Below are 15459 nucleotides of genomic sequence, written 5' to 3' on the forward strand. Positions count from 1 at the left end.
CTCTAGCTAATCTATCCTTTTACTGTTGTTTTGGTTTGTTATAAACCGTTCTTAAAAAATTTTCTCTTAAAGAAATTTTCAAGGATCTGTTGTCTATTGTTTAGTTATCAATGTTCTTTGTTTTTGTTGTCGTCTCAAGCGACAACTTTGATAGATTATCACATCTTTTGTCGTTTGTCAACAACTTTTTTATTTTTTCTGTTTCGCTTTTGTAATTTTATCAATCACTTTCAAGCGACAGCTTATTTATTTTATCACATCCGACAACCTTTTGTCAAGAACTTTTTTCAAGTTTTTTCTTTGCATTTTTCATCTTACACTTTCCATATCCCGCCAGGGCTGTCCAGTGTTTTCAATTTTGCATCGGTTGTCTTAGCGACGAAGATTATCTTATCACTCCGCTTTCAAATTGTCAACGTTTTTCTTGTTTTTTATTTATTTCGCACAATTCAGACAATTCGTTCCGTTTACTAATACTGTATACAAAATATCTTTTTTCTACTTCCATGTACACCAAACATATTATTATCCTAAAAAACTATTACTATTCACAATATTCAAGTCGAACGTCCGTGAGACTTGGCGCGTGATTCTGGTCAGCGAAGCTGACATATTCCTAGCAGAATCACTGCGCATCCTCGCGGAGCGTTTATCTCAGTCGGAGATTGGACTCCCACTGAGACAAATTTGCTATTACTCACCACCTAAAGAGGTGGGAGTCTTCTCGACTGAGATAAAAAACCTTTCTTTGTCTGATTATACCTGTTTGATATACTACCGACAACGAAAGGCTTTTCTTCTATAATATTCAAGAATGCCTCGGCATTCTTGCTGCGAGGTGCGCGTCATGCAATTGCATGACGCGCACCTCTGCAATCCTGCAGGAGGCTATATCAGCTGGGGGATTGACTCCCAGCTGATATAAATAAACTTTATCTCATTTCCGATAAAATAGAATAAATCATTTTACCTATCACCAAATACTATTTCACTAATTTCAATACTTCTTCTTTTGGCTGTGCTCCCAACGTCTTTGCTGCAACCTCTCCATTTTTAAATGCAATAAACATTGGAATACTCATAACTTTGTACTTCTGAGCAATCTCAATGTTCTCATCAATATTGATTTTGCCAACTTTAATTTCTGTCTCTTCATTCGAAATCTGCTCGATTACCGGTGCCATCATCTTACATGGTCCACACCAATCAGCATAGAAATCTACCAATACAGGCTTATCTGATTTCAGCACTTCCTGCTCAAAATTTTCTGCTGTCAATTTTACAACTGCCATAATTATTCTCCTTTTCTTCCATCTGACGCCACGTGCTACAATTTACTACTCACTACAATAGCTTCTCTATTTCCAACTATTACTCTCATTCTACACTATTTTCCAAGCAAATCAAGATTTTCAAACTTGTAATTCCTGCCAATTTTCTCCTGCTCCAAATGTTTCATGAAATCTTGTTGAAATTTCTTTATTCTGAAACAGTACCCCTTGATATTGCCCAAGCATCTTTCCTGCAATCGGAACAGCTCCATGATAGACGCCATTTAATATCTGACAATATTTCTTACACGCCGGATTCGGTTGCTCACTCATCACCATTCCATGCACGCCCTCGTATTGTCCTGCGACTTTCATTCCGAAAAATAATACTTTTCGTTTTATCGGATTTTGTGCAGTCAAAAGCTTATCACACAGAATCATATACCTCAATGTTTTCCTTATTTCTTTTGCACTGACTCCATCATAGAATTCTGCAATCACCGCGGCATTCTTTATCGTCGGATGAATACAATTTGCTCTGTGAAATGTCATCGGATCAATATGTTTTCGTACCAACATCATTCGATCAAATTCCATTTCAATCTCAGAATGTGTTATCCCGCTGACTTGTATCATCTTCTCTACGTATTTGTGACACTCACTATCCAAAGCAAAATGACAAATAAAACCATATATATACGCTCTTGCCGCACTCTTATTTTCAGACTGCTTAATAACTTCCGCTGCATGTTTAAAAAATGTATCTGCATACTCCTCATGCATTCTATATCCTATCGCATTTACACGATTTTTATGAAAAATACGATAGTAAAAAAAGATATCCGGTCCATATAATCCGATATCAAAAAGTTCTCGATGATTCTCGATTGCTTTTTGAAGCGGTCCCGGTAATATTCTGATTACATCGTTTCCGAATTGATAATGTGCATATGTTGTCGGCATATCCATACCTTCTTTCCCTTCAATTCTCATCCCCATTCTAGCACGAATCAGAAAAAGTGCAATGTAATCTTTTATCAATTATCTTTTTTCAAGTCGAACATCCGTGAGACTTGGCGCGTGATTCTGGTCAGCGAAGCTGACATATTCCTATCAGAATCACTGCGCATCCTCGCGGAGCGTTTATCTCAGTCGGAGATTGGACTCCCACTGAGACAAATTTACTATTACTCACCACCTGAAGAGGTGGGAGTCTTCTCGACTGAGATAAAATAGTTTCTATTTTTTCTGATAAGTACCTTGACTTTCTAATTTCCTTTCATTAGAATAAGAAGCGTGAAAATGATTTCACTTCATTTTTGGGCTTGTACTGGTTTCGACAGGGATTCTGAAGATGGAGAAGCTATCCGTAGGCCGATGCGTCAAATCGCAAACTTAAAATTAAACGCTAACGATAATTTCGAATTAGCTGCAGCCTAATTGCTGCATGTCAGCCCCGAGGCACCCGCACCTTGGGAATCTGGCATCAACTATGTGGGAAACGATATTAACAAAGCTTTGAGTTAATAGGCGTATTATGAAGCTACTGAACCTGTAAGAGTGTTAGTTCTCGTACAGCAGAGGGAATGTTAAATAACTGACTATGATAGTAGAAGTACATGGGATGGGTTTTTGGACGCGAGTTCGATTCTCGCCAGGTCCATTCAAAAGAAATAAGGACGAAGAAAACAATTTACTTTTCTCCGTCCTTATTTTTATTTCAGAATGTTTTAAATCTTATTCTCGCAAATAAGCATAACTTTTCAGAAAATATTATCCAAGATTTCTCACTTTAAAATCTCTCTGTGCCTCACGTCTCTGATCTTTCTTCGCAATATCATCTCGCTTATCGTAAAGTTTTTTACCTTTTGCAAGACCAATTTCTACTTTCACAAGACTTCCGCTAAAATATACCTGTAATGGAACAACTGTATTCCCTTTTTCTTTCATCTTTCCAAAAATCTTATCGATCTCTTTCTTATGAAGAAGCAGTTTTCTTACACGCAATGGATCTTTATTAAAAATATTCCCTTTTTCATACGGTGAAATATGCATTCCATAAATAAACATCTCACCATCTTCAATTCGAATAAATGCTTCTTTAATACTGCATTTTCCCATTCTCAGTGATTTTACTTCTGTTCCATGTAGTACAATTCCGGCCTCATATTTTTCCAGAATAAAATAATCATGATACGCTTTTTTATTATTTGCAATCAGTTTTTTCTCTGCCATATATCCAACCTCTTTCTCGTCCTTTTAAGACTTTTATTTACGAATCGTATTCTTCATCCTCGTCACAGAATTCAAAATCAATCGTCCGGTTCAATTTATCTACATCCAGCACGCGTACTTTCACGCTCTGACCTAATTTATATACATTTCTTGTATGTTCGCCAATCAATTCATATTGTTCTTCCCAATACTCATAATGATCATCTCGCATATTCGTCACATGTACAAGTCCTTCGATCGTATTTGGAAGTTCCACATAAGCCCCCCATTTAGTAATTCCTGATATTACGCCTTCAAATTCTTCTCCGATGCGCTCCTGCATGTACTCTACTTTTTTCAATTTTACAGTTTCTCTCTCCGCTTCTTCCGCACGACGTTCCAGCATACTTGACTGAACTGCCACTTCCGGCAATATTTTTTCATAATGCTCAATTCTCTTATCATTCATGCGACCCCGAATATTTTCCTTAATGATTCGGTGAATCTGTAAATCTGGATATCTTCGGATTGGAGATGTAAAATGTGTATAATATTTCGCTGCCAGTCCGAAATGTCCCGAATTCTCCGGTGTATATTTTGCCTGCTTCATAGAACGAAGCGCCAAACGGCTAATCAATGCTTCTTCCGGTGTTCCTTCTACCTTACCAAGAAGCTTCTGCACTTCTTTCGGACGCACTTCATTTCCCACATGTATATGATAACCAAAATTATTGATAAATGTACTCAGACGTTTCATTTTATCCTCGTCTGGTGTATCGTGCGTTCTATATAGAAACGGAAGCTCTCTCCAGAAATATTCTTCCGCAACGGTTTCATTTGCAAGCAACATAAAATCTTCAATAATCTTTGTAGCTACATTTCTGTCATACGGCTTAATATCAATCGGTCTGCCATTTTCGTCTAATACCATCTTAGACTCTGGAAAATCAAAATCAATAGAACCTCTTTTTTTTCTATGTTCACGCAAAATATGAGACAATTCCTTCATTAATTCAAACATAGGAACCAACTCTTCATATTTTGCAATCTCGTTTTCATCGTGCTCTTCAAGAATTTTAGCGACGCTTGTATAACTCATTCTTCTATCAACCTTGATTACCGTTTCTGCAATCTCATGATCAATCACTTCACCTTTTGGATTTACTGTCATAATACAACTAAGCGCAAGACGATTCTCGCCTTCATTCAAAGAACAAACTCCGTTTGATAATTTCTGCGGAAGCATAGGAATCACTTTATTCACAAGATAAACACTTGTCCCACGTTTGAGTGCTTCACGATCCAGCGCACTTCTCTCCTGTACATAATTTGTTACATCAGCAATATGGACTCCCAGTTTATAATTGTCTCCTTTTTTTGTCAATGAAACCGCATCATCCAAATCTTTCGCATCTTCTCCGTCAATCGTTACCATCTGCCAGTCTCGCAAATCTTTACGTCCTGCCATATCCGCATCACTCACGTCTTTGCCTACACGTTCCGCCTGATTCATAACTTTCTCCGGGAACTCTACCGGAAGATCAAACGATTTCACGATTGACATAATATCCGTGCCCGGATCGTTGATATGTCCTATAATTTCCACCACATATCCTTCCGGTTTCATATTCTCGCTACCATAAGATGTCAGCTCTACCACGACTTTATGCCCGCTGACAGCACCTTTTTCTTTCCCTGCCGGGATATAAATATCGCTGAGCAAACGTTGATTGTCTGGTCTTACAAAGCCAAAATTCTTGCACTTTTCATACATACCAACAACACGTGTTGTCCCATGTGACAATATTCTTACAATTTTCCCTTCTGTACGTCTTCCTGTCTGACTGTCTTTCTCTTTTGTAATAACAAACTCTACTTCATCTCCCTGAAATGCTCCGTTGATATTATCTTCTGAGATAAAAACATCCTCATCTTCGCCTTCGCGAATGACAAACCCAAAACCACGCTGATGGGATTGAAATGTTCCTGTCAGTCTTTTCGCCTGTCCTTTTGCATACTTGCCTTTCTTGGAAACAAATATCTTACCTTCTTGTTCTAAAGCTTCTAAGACTGCCCTCAATTCATCCCTTTGTTCTTTTGGGACCTGAAGGATCATAGCAATTTCTTTAAACTTCATCGGCACATAAAAATCATCGCAGATGAAATCGTAAATGACTTTTTTTCTTTTTTCAAATGTGTTACTCATTCAAACTCTCCTCTAAACCTCGCCAAGTTATAATGTAACACCATCGGACACTAGGCTCGAAAAGACCTCGCTAAGTGCCGAGGTGTGCGTTCTCACTAGGCTCGATAAGACCTCGCCAAGTGTTCACAGCAAAAAACACCCTATATATGCATATAGAGTGTTTCGTCATCTTCTTCTCTAGTTAAATACACTGAGGTTCAAAACCACAGCCAAAACTATAAACAAAATTGCCAAGAACTTTGTAGACTTTACAAGTGCACCTTCCATAGAACGTCCTTTGTTCTGTCCCCAATAAGAATCTGCTGCCCCGCTGATTGTTCCAAGACCTGCAGACTTCCCTTCCTGAAGCAAAATAATCGCTGATAATGCGATACAATCTATTACAAATATAATGGTTATTATTGTTTTTAAAATTTCCATTTGTTCACACCTCCTGCGGATAAACCGATGTTTATTTTAGCATAGATTGTATCAAATTTCAACTGTTTTGCATTAATTTTCTACTTCCTCTTGAATTCGCAACAATCGATTATATTTTGCAACTCTTTCTGACCGGCAAGGAGCACCTGTTTTTATCTGTCCTGTATTAAACGCTACAGCCAGATCAGCAATCGTTGTATCCTCCGTCTCACCTGAGCGGTGTGATATAATTGCTCGATACCCCGATTTTTGAGCCGTTTCAATTGCTTCTATTGCCTCTGTCAGCGTTCCTATCTGATTTACTTTGATCAGAATCGCATTTGCAACACTTTTTTTGATTCCTTTTCTCAGTCGTTCTACATTTGTCACAAAGAGATCGTCCCCTACCAATTGTACATCCCGTCCCAATCGGACCGTCAACAATTCCCATCCTTCCCAATCTTCCTCATCCAGTGGATCTTCTATCGAACAAATCGGAAATTCCTGCATCAATTCTTCGTAATAATCTATCAGCTCTTCTGCTGAACGGATGACTTTTTTCCCACACATTTTACTTTCTCCTGGAAATTCATATGTCTTAAAATCAGCGTTATATAATTCTGATGCTGCAATATCCAGTGCAATCCTAATATCTTTTCCCATCCGATATCCTGCCATTTCCACCGCCTGTTTCAAATACTGCAATGCAGTTTTTGCATCCGGAAGATTTGGTGCAAACCCACCTTCATCCCCAACTGCTGTGCTAAGCCCCTGCTTTTTCAATAAAGCTTTTAATTCCTGATAAATTTCTGCACACATTCTAAGCCCTTCTCTGAAATCATCTGCTCCAACCGGCACGATCATAAACTCTTGTATATCCAATGTATTATCTGCATGTACACCACCATTCAAAATATTCATCATTGGTATCGGTAGTTTTTTCGCATTTACACCCCCGAGATAACGATACAGTGGAATCTGTAATGCATTTGCCGCCGCATGGGCACATGCAAGTGAAACACCCAGCAATGCATTGGCTCCTAATTTCTTTTTGTTCAAGGTTCCGTCTAAACGAATCAATACCCGGTCAATTTCGCTCTGCCCAAAAATATTCATCCCGATGATACTTTCTGCAATCTGATTATTTACATGTTCCACTGCTGCCTGGACACCTTTCCCTCCATATCGCACCCCTCCATCTCTTAATTCTACCGCCTCATATTTTCCGGTAGACGCTCCTGATGGAACAGCTGCCTTGCCGATTATATTTTCTCCTACAAGCACTTCTACTTCTATTGTCGGATTTCCTCTGGAATCTAATATTTCTCTCGCGTACACATCTCGTATCGGCATGTATTCATACATAGCAAAAACCTCCTTGGATTTTTTAATTTTAGTATTCCAAGAAGGTTTTATTTCATACTATCGTAAATTTATTTTTCTCTCCAAAAATATTACATCAGCTCACTATTTGCTCCGTCTGTCCGGAATAACAAATATCCACACAAGCGAGCTAACTAACAGTAAATATGGATAAAATAACTTTGGCATGATCTGGAACGCTGATATCTCATAGCCCAGCTCATTCACTGCTGAAATTGCAACCAACATCTGTGCTCCATAAGGAATCACCCCTTGGAACACACAAGAAAATGTATCCAGCAAAGAGGCTGCTTTCCGTGGTTTAATACCATATTCGCGTGACATCTCCTGTGCGATTGGGTTTGCCATTACAATTGCAACTGTATTATTGGCAGTCGCAATATCCATTGCTCCAACAAGCATTCCCATCCCCAACTGACCGCCTTTATTTCCTTTAAAGATTTTTTTGATAAATTGCAGTAACGCTTCAAACCCACCATATTCACGGATCAAAGCACACATCGCCGCTACCAAAACAGCTACCATACTGGTTTCAAACATTCCGGCAGCCCCTGAGCCCATATTACTCAGCAAATCGATTGCCTGAATATGTCCTCCTGCAATCATAATAACTGATCCGGACACAATTCCAATCAGTAATACCACGAACACATTAATTCCTGCAATTCCACCTGCCAATACCAACAGATATGGTATAATCTGCACCAGATTATATGACTGCTGGATTTGTCCGTTTATATCTGTCTTAAATGATAAAACCAATATCATGATCAAAGTTACCACTGCCGCCGGAAGAGCGATCCAGAAGTTTTCTTTAAACTTATCCTTCATCGCACATCCTTGTCCATTACATGCCGCAATCGTTGTGTCGGATATAAACGATAAGTTATCCCCAAACATTGCTCCTCCCATAACAGATCCTACACATAATGGAACTGAAAATCCGGATACACCTGCTACTGCTACTGCAATCGGCACGATTAATGTGATTGTTCCAACGGATGTTCCCATAGCTGTCGATACAAAGCAGGCAACTACAAACAATACTGCAACTGCGAATCTTGCCGGAATCATAGAAAGCATAAAATACGCAACACTTTCTGCACTGTCACGCCCTACAACTCCTACAAATGAACCCGCTGTTAAAAAAATCAACAACATCGTAATAATATTCTTATCCGCCAAACCTTGCGCCATTAATTCCAGCTTTTCATCAAAACTAACTGTCCGATTCTGCAGACAAGCTACCAGTATGGCCACCAAAAATGCGATTACGATTGGCACATTATAAAATCCCATCGGAATCTCCAGCACATACTCAAACAAAATTCCCAACCCCAGATACAACACAAGAAATACTACAATAGGCATCAAGGCAATTGGATTACTTTTTTTCTTTTGCATCATACTCTACTTCTCTCCTCATTTTTCCTAACAGAACCCATTGTACCATTCTTTTCTTATTTTGGACAGTGAAAATATTTTCCTATTTCCACAAAAAGTAAAACAGACGATCAATTTTCATCAATCATCTGTCTTTATTTATTTCAATTCAATTTTAGTGAAAATAATGATCTCCCAGCTGGTATCCCATACCGCCTTGATCAAAATAGAGACAATCTCCGATTGGATTACTTCCGGACAACGCATCTATTGCTGCCTGCATAGCACTTGGTGTATACCCTGCACTATATCTGACACTGTCAAGCCACCCTGTCATCGCCGGGCCAAATTGTCCTGATTGGTATACTACCTCTGAAATACTGTTTGGATACACCGCACTTTTCACACGATTCATAATAACCGCTCCGACTGCTACCTGACCTTCGTAAGGTTGATTTCCCGCCTCACAAAAAATAATCGATGCCAACAGTTCTTTGTCTGCTTCCTGAAGCTGTGCCACAGCTGCTTCCTCTTCGGCTTTTCTTTGTGCCTCCGCCTGCTCTGCCGCAATACGTTCTGCTTCTTTTTTCTGCGCTTCCTCTAATTCGCGCTGCGCCTTTTCTTCCGCTTCTTTCTTCTCCTGCAAAGCTTTCTCTTCCGCTTCTTTTTCTGCTTGTTTCTGCTCTGCTATTTTCTTGTCCAACTCTTCTACTGTCAGCAATCCTGCCTCCTGATATTCATTTTCCATAACAATTTCATCTGTTCGTTCTGAATCCTGAAGTAATTGAGCAAAGGATGCGATTTCCATGTGGTCGGATGCATACATCATTTCTGTATGATGCTCCGCAGCCTGTGTATTAACGCCTAATGTCATCACCGTAACCGTGGTTGCAACTACCGCCATAGATACCCATCTTTTATATTGAATCATATAGTCTCCTCCTACAATTTCGTAACATTCTTTGCAATTTTATTTCACTTTAATTAACGAGTTATAATAAATTATATTCATTTTTTTCGTTTTTATTACAAATGTTACAATTTTGTTACGAGTCGACATTCTAATATAAAATTTCAAACTTGTCAACAATAAATTTTAATTTCCACTGATTGCCAGAACATCTCCCTTTTGAATAACCGTCTCTCCTTTTGGGATAACTGTCGAGCCATCTTCTCGTCGGATTAACGCAATCATTCGCTCTTCCATTTTCGGTAAATCTTTAATCTGACACCCGATTCTTCCATCTCCTTCTTCCACCGTTTCTTCCCTCAATACCATATCAATATCCCCTTCATAGGATTGCGCGTTCAGTACAAGAATATCTCCTTCTTTTATCTTCACTTCAGCCCTTGGGATAATATCCTCATCACCACGTTTAATCAAAACGATCAACATATTTTTTATCCGCAGTTCAGAAATCTTTTTACCCACATACTTATGATCCTTTTCCATTTTCATTTGAATTAATTGAATCTGTTGTTCTTCCTGATAATCACTAAATGTCTTCATAACATTTTGTCCATCATCTACCATATCAAGTCGTTCTGCAACCACCGGAAGTAAGAGCCCCTGAAATGTAACAGAAATCAACGCCACACAAAATACGATGTTAAACACATCACTTTTCGTATAAACCGGACTTACTGTCACCATAATTGCAAATACGATCGAAGCGGCGCCTCGCAATCCGGAAAATGCAATCAAGGTTTTCTGTTTAAAGCTTGCACGGAATGGCAAAAGCAACAAAAAAGTTGCTATCGGCCTTGCGATAAAAGTCAAACCTATAAAAACCAATATTGCACTTCCTGCAATTCCCAATAATTGCGATGGGAAAACAAGTAATCCTAACAAGAAGAAAATTAAAATCTGCGCCAGATGATTGATTCCATCAAAGAAGTGAATCAATACAACTTTATGATCAAATTTCTGATTTCCTATTATAATCCCTTGTAAATACACACTCAGATATCCATTTCCTCCAAGCAATACAGAACCGGCATAAGCAAATAATACCAATGCAATCATCAGAATTGTATCCATACCTTCGATTTCAAATTCAATATGCTTTAAACTCCAAACAGCAAGTACACCAACCCCTATTCCAAATAAAAAACCGACCCCAATCTGTTTTATTAGCATCCAGACAATATTTTGATTGCTCAATGACATCCAACTCAAAATGATCATCGTCATCATATAAGCAACTGGATCGTTGCTTCCACTTTCTACTTCCAAAATAGATGCTGTTCCATCTTTTAAGTTTAACTGTTTTGATCGTAATATAGAAAATACTGACGCTGCATCCGTAGAACCAACAACTGCGCCTAGCAACATACCTTCTTTAAGAGACATATGTAATACATAATGACAAAATACACCTGTCAATACCGATGTTAATACAACCCCCAATGTTGACATGCAAATTGATTGTTTAAGAACCGGCTTTGCCGCTTTTAAACTTGTTCCAAAACCACCATAAAACATAATAAAGACAAGTGCCGTAGAACAAATTTTTTCCGCTATCCCAAAATTATCGAATGGAATTTTAAAAATCCCTTCACTTCCAAATACCATTCCAATCGCCATAAACACTAAAACAGCCGGCACTCCAATCCTGTTTGTCAACTTATTTGTTAAAATACATGTTATAATTACAACCGCACATAAAATTAAACTTGTCTCCACACACTCACCCCTTCTTTTTTCTATTTCTTCCTATTATAACATATGTCCCTTTATAAAACGAAACTGAAAAAGAGGCGTTGGTATGTTCCACGCATACCAACGCCTCTTTGCACTACTATTTTTTATTCAAGAATGCCTCTGCATTCTTGCTGCGAGATGCGCGTCATGCAATGCATGACATACTTCTTCTGCGCATCTCTGCAATCCTGCCGGAGGCTATATCAGATGGGGGATTGACTCCCACCACTGATACTGATTCATTACTCGCCACCTACAGAGGTGGGAGTCATCTCACATCTGATATTCTTATCTCATTTTAAAAATAGGACTGATTTTTTTGTAGATCAATAACACAATCAGTGAAACCAAAATACCTTTTAATAAGTTAAATGGTGCTACTGCAAATAACACAAATGTTGAAAGACTTGTGATGTGTGAATTAACTGCAGTTCCCATTGCTACCAATGCGTCGATTGGCATTCCAAATGCTTTTGCATAAACTGGAAGTAATACAAATGCATTCATTGCACTTCCTACAACAACCATCAAAAGTGTTCCAGCTATCATACCAAGCAACGCGCCCTTTCTTGTACGTTTATATTTGTAAATAATACCTGCCGGTACACACAATGCACATCCTACCAGAAAATTGGCTACCTCTCCAACACCAGCTGTAGTTGTTCCGTTGATTACAAAGTTCAAAAGAATTTTAACAAATTCGATTGCTGCACCTGCCAAAGGTCCCATTACAAAACATCCGACCATTACCGGAACTTCGCTGAAATCAATCTTGTAAAATGATGGTGCAAATGGAAGTGGAATCTCAAATAACATCAATACCACTGCGATTGCTGCAAGCATACCAATCTGAACCAACGTTCTTACTCCTACTTTTTGTGTTTTTTCTGCTGTTGCTACATTACTACCTGTGCTCATCTTTTTTCTCTCCTTTAAAACAAATAGATTTTGAAAAGAAAGAAAGTCTTCTTGGAAGTGTTGTCAAAAAAGAAACCCCGGATTTTCTAATCCGGGGCTTTGTTATCTCTATGACATCAATTTCTTCTCTCATCCAGACTTTACTGTCGGTACTGGAATTCTCATCAAACTTATGAGTCACCAGTTCAACCACTTATGTGGGTCGCGGACTATACCGCCGGTTGGGACTTGCACCCTACCCCGAAGAATTTCTTTGTTCAATTTCATATATAAGTATAATCATGTATTTTTATAAAATCAAGAGTTTTTCACAAATTAATTCTGATTTTCTGAACTTTTTCAAAATCTTCATCCACATTCTTGAAATCCTCTTTTGATTAGAAACTATTTTATTTCTTTTCGTCTGTTTTCCTTGCCTTTTCCATGATTTCTCCGTATTTACCTATAATATAACCATAATTTTCTCTCTTGTGAGGCAACATACACTCTGTGCAATCTTTAATCCCGCTCTCTGTATATCGAAAGTTTCCTCCACATTTATCTCCCAGAGTATATAACGGACAATAGCAAAATAAACAATTAAAATCTTCCGGATGATTTGTTTTATGACATGGAAAATACTCACATTCTTTATTACAGAAAAACGAGTAATGCTTTCCCATCCACTTTGGCTGTTCACTCATTTTACGTTCCTATCTTTCACAAATTTTCTCAATCATTTTCAATTCTTCCTCTGAAAATGATGTCTGCTCAACAATTGATATATTTTCTTTAATCTGTGATGGTTTTGATGCGCCGATTAATACTGAGCATACCTCATCGTCTTTTAATACCCAGGACAAAGCCATCTGTGCAAGTGTCTGTCCTCTCTGTTTTGCCAGTTCATTTAACTCTGCAATTTGCCTCAAACGTTCTTCTGTCAAATCACTTTTGTGTAAAAAACGATTATCTCTGGCAATTCTGCTATCTTGCGGAATCCCCTCCAGATATTTATCTGTCAGCATTCCCTGAGCCAATGGACTAAACGCAATAATCCCAACCCCAGCTTCTTTGCAATATTTTTTCACTCCATCCTCTTCAATCGTTCGATCAAACATCGAATATCTTCTTTGATTCACTATAAATGGACAATGAAGTTCTTTTAATATAGAAACTGCTTTTTCCGTATACTCTTTATTATAATTAGAAACACCCGCATATAAAGCTTTCCCGCTTCTTACAATATCCGCAAGTGCCTGCATTGTTTCTTCAAGCGGAGTGTCAGGATCCATTCTGTGGTGATAGAAAATATCCACATAATCTAATTTCATCCGTTTCAGACTTTGATCCAAACTTGCCATCAAATATTTTCTGCTGCCCCAGTTTCCATAAGGCCCATCCCACATATCATATCCTGCCTTGGTTGTAATCACCAACTCATCACGATATGGCCGAAAATCCTCTTCCATTAAACGACCAAAATTACTCTCTGCACTTCCGTATACCGGGCCATAATTATTAGCCAGGTCAAATTGTGTAATACCGAGGTCAAACGCCGTTCTACACATTTGTTTCATGTTATCATAATTATCTTTACTTCCAAAGTTATGCCAGAAGCCTAACGAAACTGCCGGAAATTTCAAGCCACTTTTTCCCACTCGGTTGTACTGCATCAAATCATATCTTGATGCATCTGCTTTGTAAATGTTTGCGATATCTGCCATTGCCGGTTCCCCCTTTTTATGAAATATGCTATTTCTTCATTATTGACATTATACACTATACTTTCTTAAAGTGATAGCTGTTAATCCACCCCAATCTGCTTATAAACAAAAAAATCACGAAGCCTTATCGACTTCGTGAAATACTATAACAACATCGGAGTGACGTGATTCGAACACGCGACCTCTACGTCCCGAACGTAGCGCTCTACCAAGCTGAGCCACACTCCGATAATAAAAGAATCTGGACAATCCAGATTCTAAGCTACGGAAAAGGGACTTGAACCCCTACTAACAGAGTCAGAGTCTGCTGTGCTGCCAATTACACCATTCCGCATCATCTTTATTTATCTTATTTGTCACACGCAACATGATTATTATATCAGACTGTCCAGAAAAATCAAGAGCTTTTTTATATTTTTTTCGTTAGAATTTTCAACTCTTTAAGCGCTATTGTCAGATATTTATTTGCTATTTAGTTCATTAAGTTGGCAATACGTTCCTTACAAAAAATTGATATAAGAATTCTTGCTCAGATTCCATGAGCGGGTGACACATAAGGGCGTAAATTTTTGCTAAAAGCAAATGAATTTGAACTCAAACTTGCTGCTATGCAGCTTCAAACACGTTCGTTCAAATTCATTAACACAAAAATTTACGCTCTAAGTGTCTCCAACGCTCACTCCATATTCGCTCGAATTTCTTATATCATTTTTTTGTAAGTAATGTATTGGCTCAAGTTGTGAAGTGAATAGCAACAAAGGATATTGAGTGGCGATATCTGCGATAATGGATTCTAGGGGCTTGAAGATGCAAAATTTTGATGGGGAACATCCGCAAAGCATTGAAAGAGCAAGTTGAGGATGCACAATTTCTGCGGGGGGGTATCTGCAAGTTATAGGAAGGGCAAGTTGAGGATGCATAATTTCAACGAGGAGCATCTTCACGTTATCGAAAATATGGGATGTAGATGCAAAATTTGCAAAGGGAGTATCTTTAAATCCCAGAAAAGGCAAGATGCAGATGCAATTGTACATGCCAGGCAGGCTGAAAAGTATCTGCAAGCTCAAAGAAAAGTAAGTTGCAGATACAACAGCTGCCAAAAGAGCATCTGCAACAGCGAATATCAAGGTCTTGCAGATACATCAGTTGTCAAAAAAGCGAGAGTGTGAAACTTTTTCTGTAAAATAGTATTTAGAAGGTTCTTCTATGATAAAATAGAATCATAGGAGGGCCTTTTATTATGGCAAGACAAAAGAAACCTGTACACAGGGTACAAAT

At 38.4% G+C, this 15459-nt stretch carries 12 protein-coding genes, 2 tRNA genes, 1 other RNA gene and 1 riboswitch; of the genes, 1 reads left to right on the top strand and 14 read right to left on the bottom strand.

Annotated elements, in window-relative coordinates:
• Positions 1-983: 983 nt before the first annotated feature.
• On the bottom strand, positions 984-1292 hold the full coding sequence (gene trxA, locus LQE94_RS15905) for a thioredoxin (protein ID WP_022075351.1): 309 nt from the start codon (positions 1290-1292) through the stop codon (positions 984-986).
• Positions 1293-1412: 120 nt separating this feature from the next.
• On the bottom strand, positions 1413-2234 hold the full coding sequence (locus LQE94_RS15910; RefSeq protein ID WP_118737645.1) for a zinc dependent phospholipase C family protein: 822 nt from the start codon (positions 2232-2234) through the stop codon (positions 1413-1415).
• 358 nt (positions 2235-2592) lie between these two features.
• Between LQE94_RS15910 and ssrA the strand changes: the two genes are divergently transcribed.
• Positions 2593-2937: a transfer-messenger RNA gene (gene ssrA, locus LQE94_RS15915) on the top strand.
• 107 nt (positions 2938-3044) lie between these two features.
• Here the strand turns inward: ssrA and smpB are convergent.
• The 12 genes from smpB to LQE94_RS15975 form a co-directional block, all read right to left on the bottom strand.
• Positions 3045-3506, bottom strand: coding sequence for an SsrA-binding protein SmpB (gene smpB / locus LQE94_RS15920; protein ID WP_117992130.1), 462 nt, complete (start codon positions 3504-3506; stop codon positions 3045-3047).
• Positions 3507-3543: 37 nt separating this feature from the next.
• The gene (rnr, locus tag LQE94_RS15925) at positions 3544-5691 is read right to left on the bottom strand and encodes a ribonuclease R (protein ID WP_118737622.1); all 2148 of its coding nucleotides are present in this window, start codon (positions 5689-5691) and stop codon (positions 3544-3546) included.
• A gap of 177 nt (positions 5692-5868) precedes the next feature.
• Entirely contained in the window at positions 5869-6111 is a 243-nt protein-coding gene (gene secG, locus LQE94_RS15930) for a preprotein translocase subunit SecG (RefSeq protein ID WP_117992132.1), read from the bottom strand.
• Between the two features lie 72 nt (positions 6112-6183).
• Complete coding sequence (eno, locus tag LQE94_RS15935) at positions 6184-7455, bottom strand: phosphopyruvate hydratase (protein ID WP_240578178.1); 1272 nt, start codon at positions 7453-7455, stop codon at positions 6184-6186.
• Between the two features lie 102 nt (positions 7456-7557).
• Entirely contained in the window at positions 7558-8877 is a 1320-nt protein-coding gene (locus tag LQE94_RS15940; protein WP_118737644.1) for a Na+/H+ antiporter NhaC family protein, read from the bottom strand.
• 154 nt (positions 8878-9031) lie between these two features.
• Positions 9032-9787, bottom strand: coding sequence for a cell wall hydrolase (locus tag LQE94_RS15945; protein ID WP_118725291.1), 756 nt, complete (start codon positions 9785-9787; stop codon positions 9032-9034).
• 165 nt (positions 9788-9952) lie between these two features.
• Complete coding sequence (locus tag LQE94_RS15950; RefSeq protein ID WP_240578180.1) at positions 9953-11542, bottom strand: potassium/proton antiporter; 1590 nt, start codon at positions 11540-11542, stop codon at positions 9953-9955.
• Positions 11543-11848: 306 nt separating this feature from the next.
• Positions 11849-12478, bottom strand: a complete 630-nt coding sequence (locus LQE94_RS15955) for an ECF transporter S component (RefSeq protein ID WP_118725289.1) — start codon at positions 12476-12478, stop codon at positions 11849-11851.
• 117 nt (positions 12479-12595) lie between these two features.
• Positions 12596-12730, bottom strand: a riboswitch (FMN riboswitch).
• A gap of 137 nt (positions 12731-12867) precedes the next feature.
• Positions 12868-13161 carry a cysteine-rich small domain-containing protein gene (locus LQE94_RS15960; RefSeq protein ID WP_022075341.1) on the bottom strand — a complete coding sequence of 98 codons (294 nt, stop codon included), beginning with the start codon at positions 13159-13161 and terminating at the stop codon, positions 12868-12870.
• A 9-nt stretch (positions 13162-13170) separates the two neighbouring features.
• Positions 13171-14181, bottom strand: coding sequence for an L-glyceraldehyde 3-phosphate reductase (gene mgrA / locus LQE94_RS15965; protein ID WP_186865231.1), 1011 nt, complete (start codon positions 14179-14181; stop codon positions 13171-13173).
• Positions 14182-14335: 154 nt separating this feature from the next.
• A tRNA-Pro gene (locus LQE94_RS15970) sits at positions 14336-14409 on the bottom strand.
• A 34-nt stretch (positions 14410-14443) separates the two neighbouring features.
• A tRNA-Gln gene (locus tag LQE94_RS15975) sits at positions 14444-14515 on the bottom strand.
• Positions 14516-15459: the final 944 nt, after the last annotated feature.

Source organism: Mediterraneibacter sp. NSJ-151 (assembly GCF_022487435.1).
Lineage (GTDB): Bacteria > Bacillota > Clostridia > Lachnospirales > Lachnospiraceae > Schaedlerella > Schaedlerella hominis.

What these genes read in the sequence shown, in the direction of transcription:
- rnr (WP_118737622.1), bottom strand. Translation starts at nt 5,691, where the DNA reads ATGAGTAACACATTTGAAAAAAGAAAAAAAGTCATTTACGATTTCATC.
- mgrA (WP_186865231.1), bottom strand. Translation starts at nt 14,181, where the DNA reads ATGGCAGATATCGCAAACATTTACAAAGCAGATGCATCAAGATATGAT.
- LQE94_RS15940 (WP_118737644.1), bottom strand. Translation starts at nt 8,877, where the DNA reads ATGCAAAAGAAAAAAAGTAATCCAATTGCCTTGATGCCTATTGTAGTA.
- eno (WP_240578178.1), bottom strand. Translation starts at nt 7,455, where the DNA reads ATGTATGAATACATGCCGATACGAGATGTGTACGCGAGAGAAATATTA.
- trxA (WP_022075351.1), bottom strand. Translation starts at nt 1,292, where the DNA reads ATGGCAGTTGTAAAATTGACAGCAGAAAATTTTGAGCAGGAAGTGCTG.
- LQE94_RS15910 (WP_118737645.1), bottom strand. Translation starts at nt 2,234, where the DNA reads ATGCCGACAACATATGCACATTATCAATTCGGAAACGATGTAATCAGA.
- LQE94_RS15955 (WP_118725289.1), bottom strand. Translation starts at nt 12,478, where the DNA reads ATGAGCACAGGTAGTAATGTAGCAACAGCAGAAAAAACACAAAAAGTA.
- secG (WP_117992132.1), bottom strand. Translation starts at nt 6,111, where the DNA reads ATGGAAATTTTAAAAACAATAATAACCATTATATTTGTAATAGATTGT.
- smpB (WP_117992130.1), bottom strand. Translation starts at nt 3,506, where the DNA reads ATGGCAGAGAAAAAACTGATTGCAAATAATAAAAAAGCGTATCATGAT.
- LQE94_RS15960 (WP_022075341.1), bottom strand. Translation starts at nt 13,161, where the DNA reads ATGAGTGAACAGCCAAAGTGGATGGGAAAGCATTACTCGTTTTTCTGT.
- LQE94_RS15945 (WP_118725291.1), bottom strand. Translation starts at nt 9,787, where the DNA reads ATGATTCAATATAAAAGATGGGTATCTATGGCGGTAGTTGCAACCACG.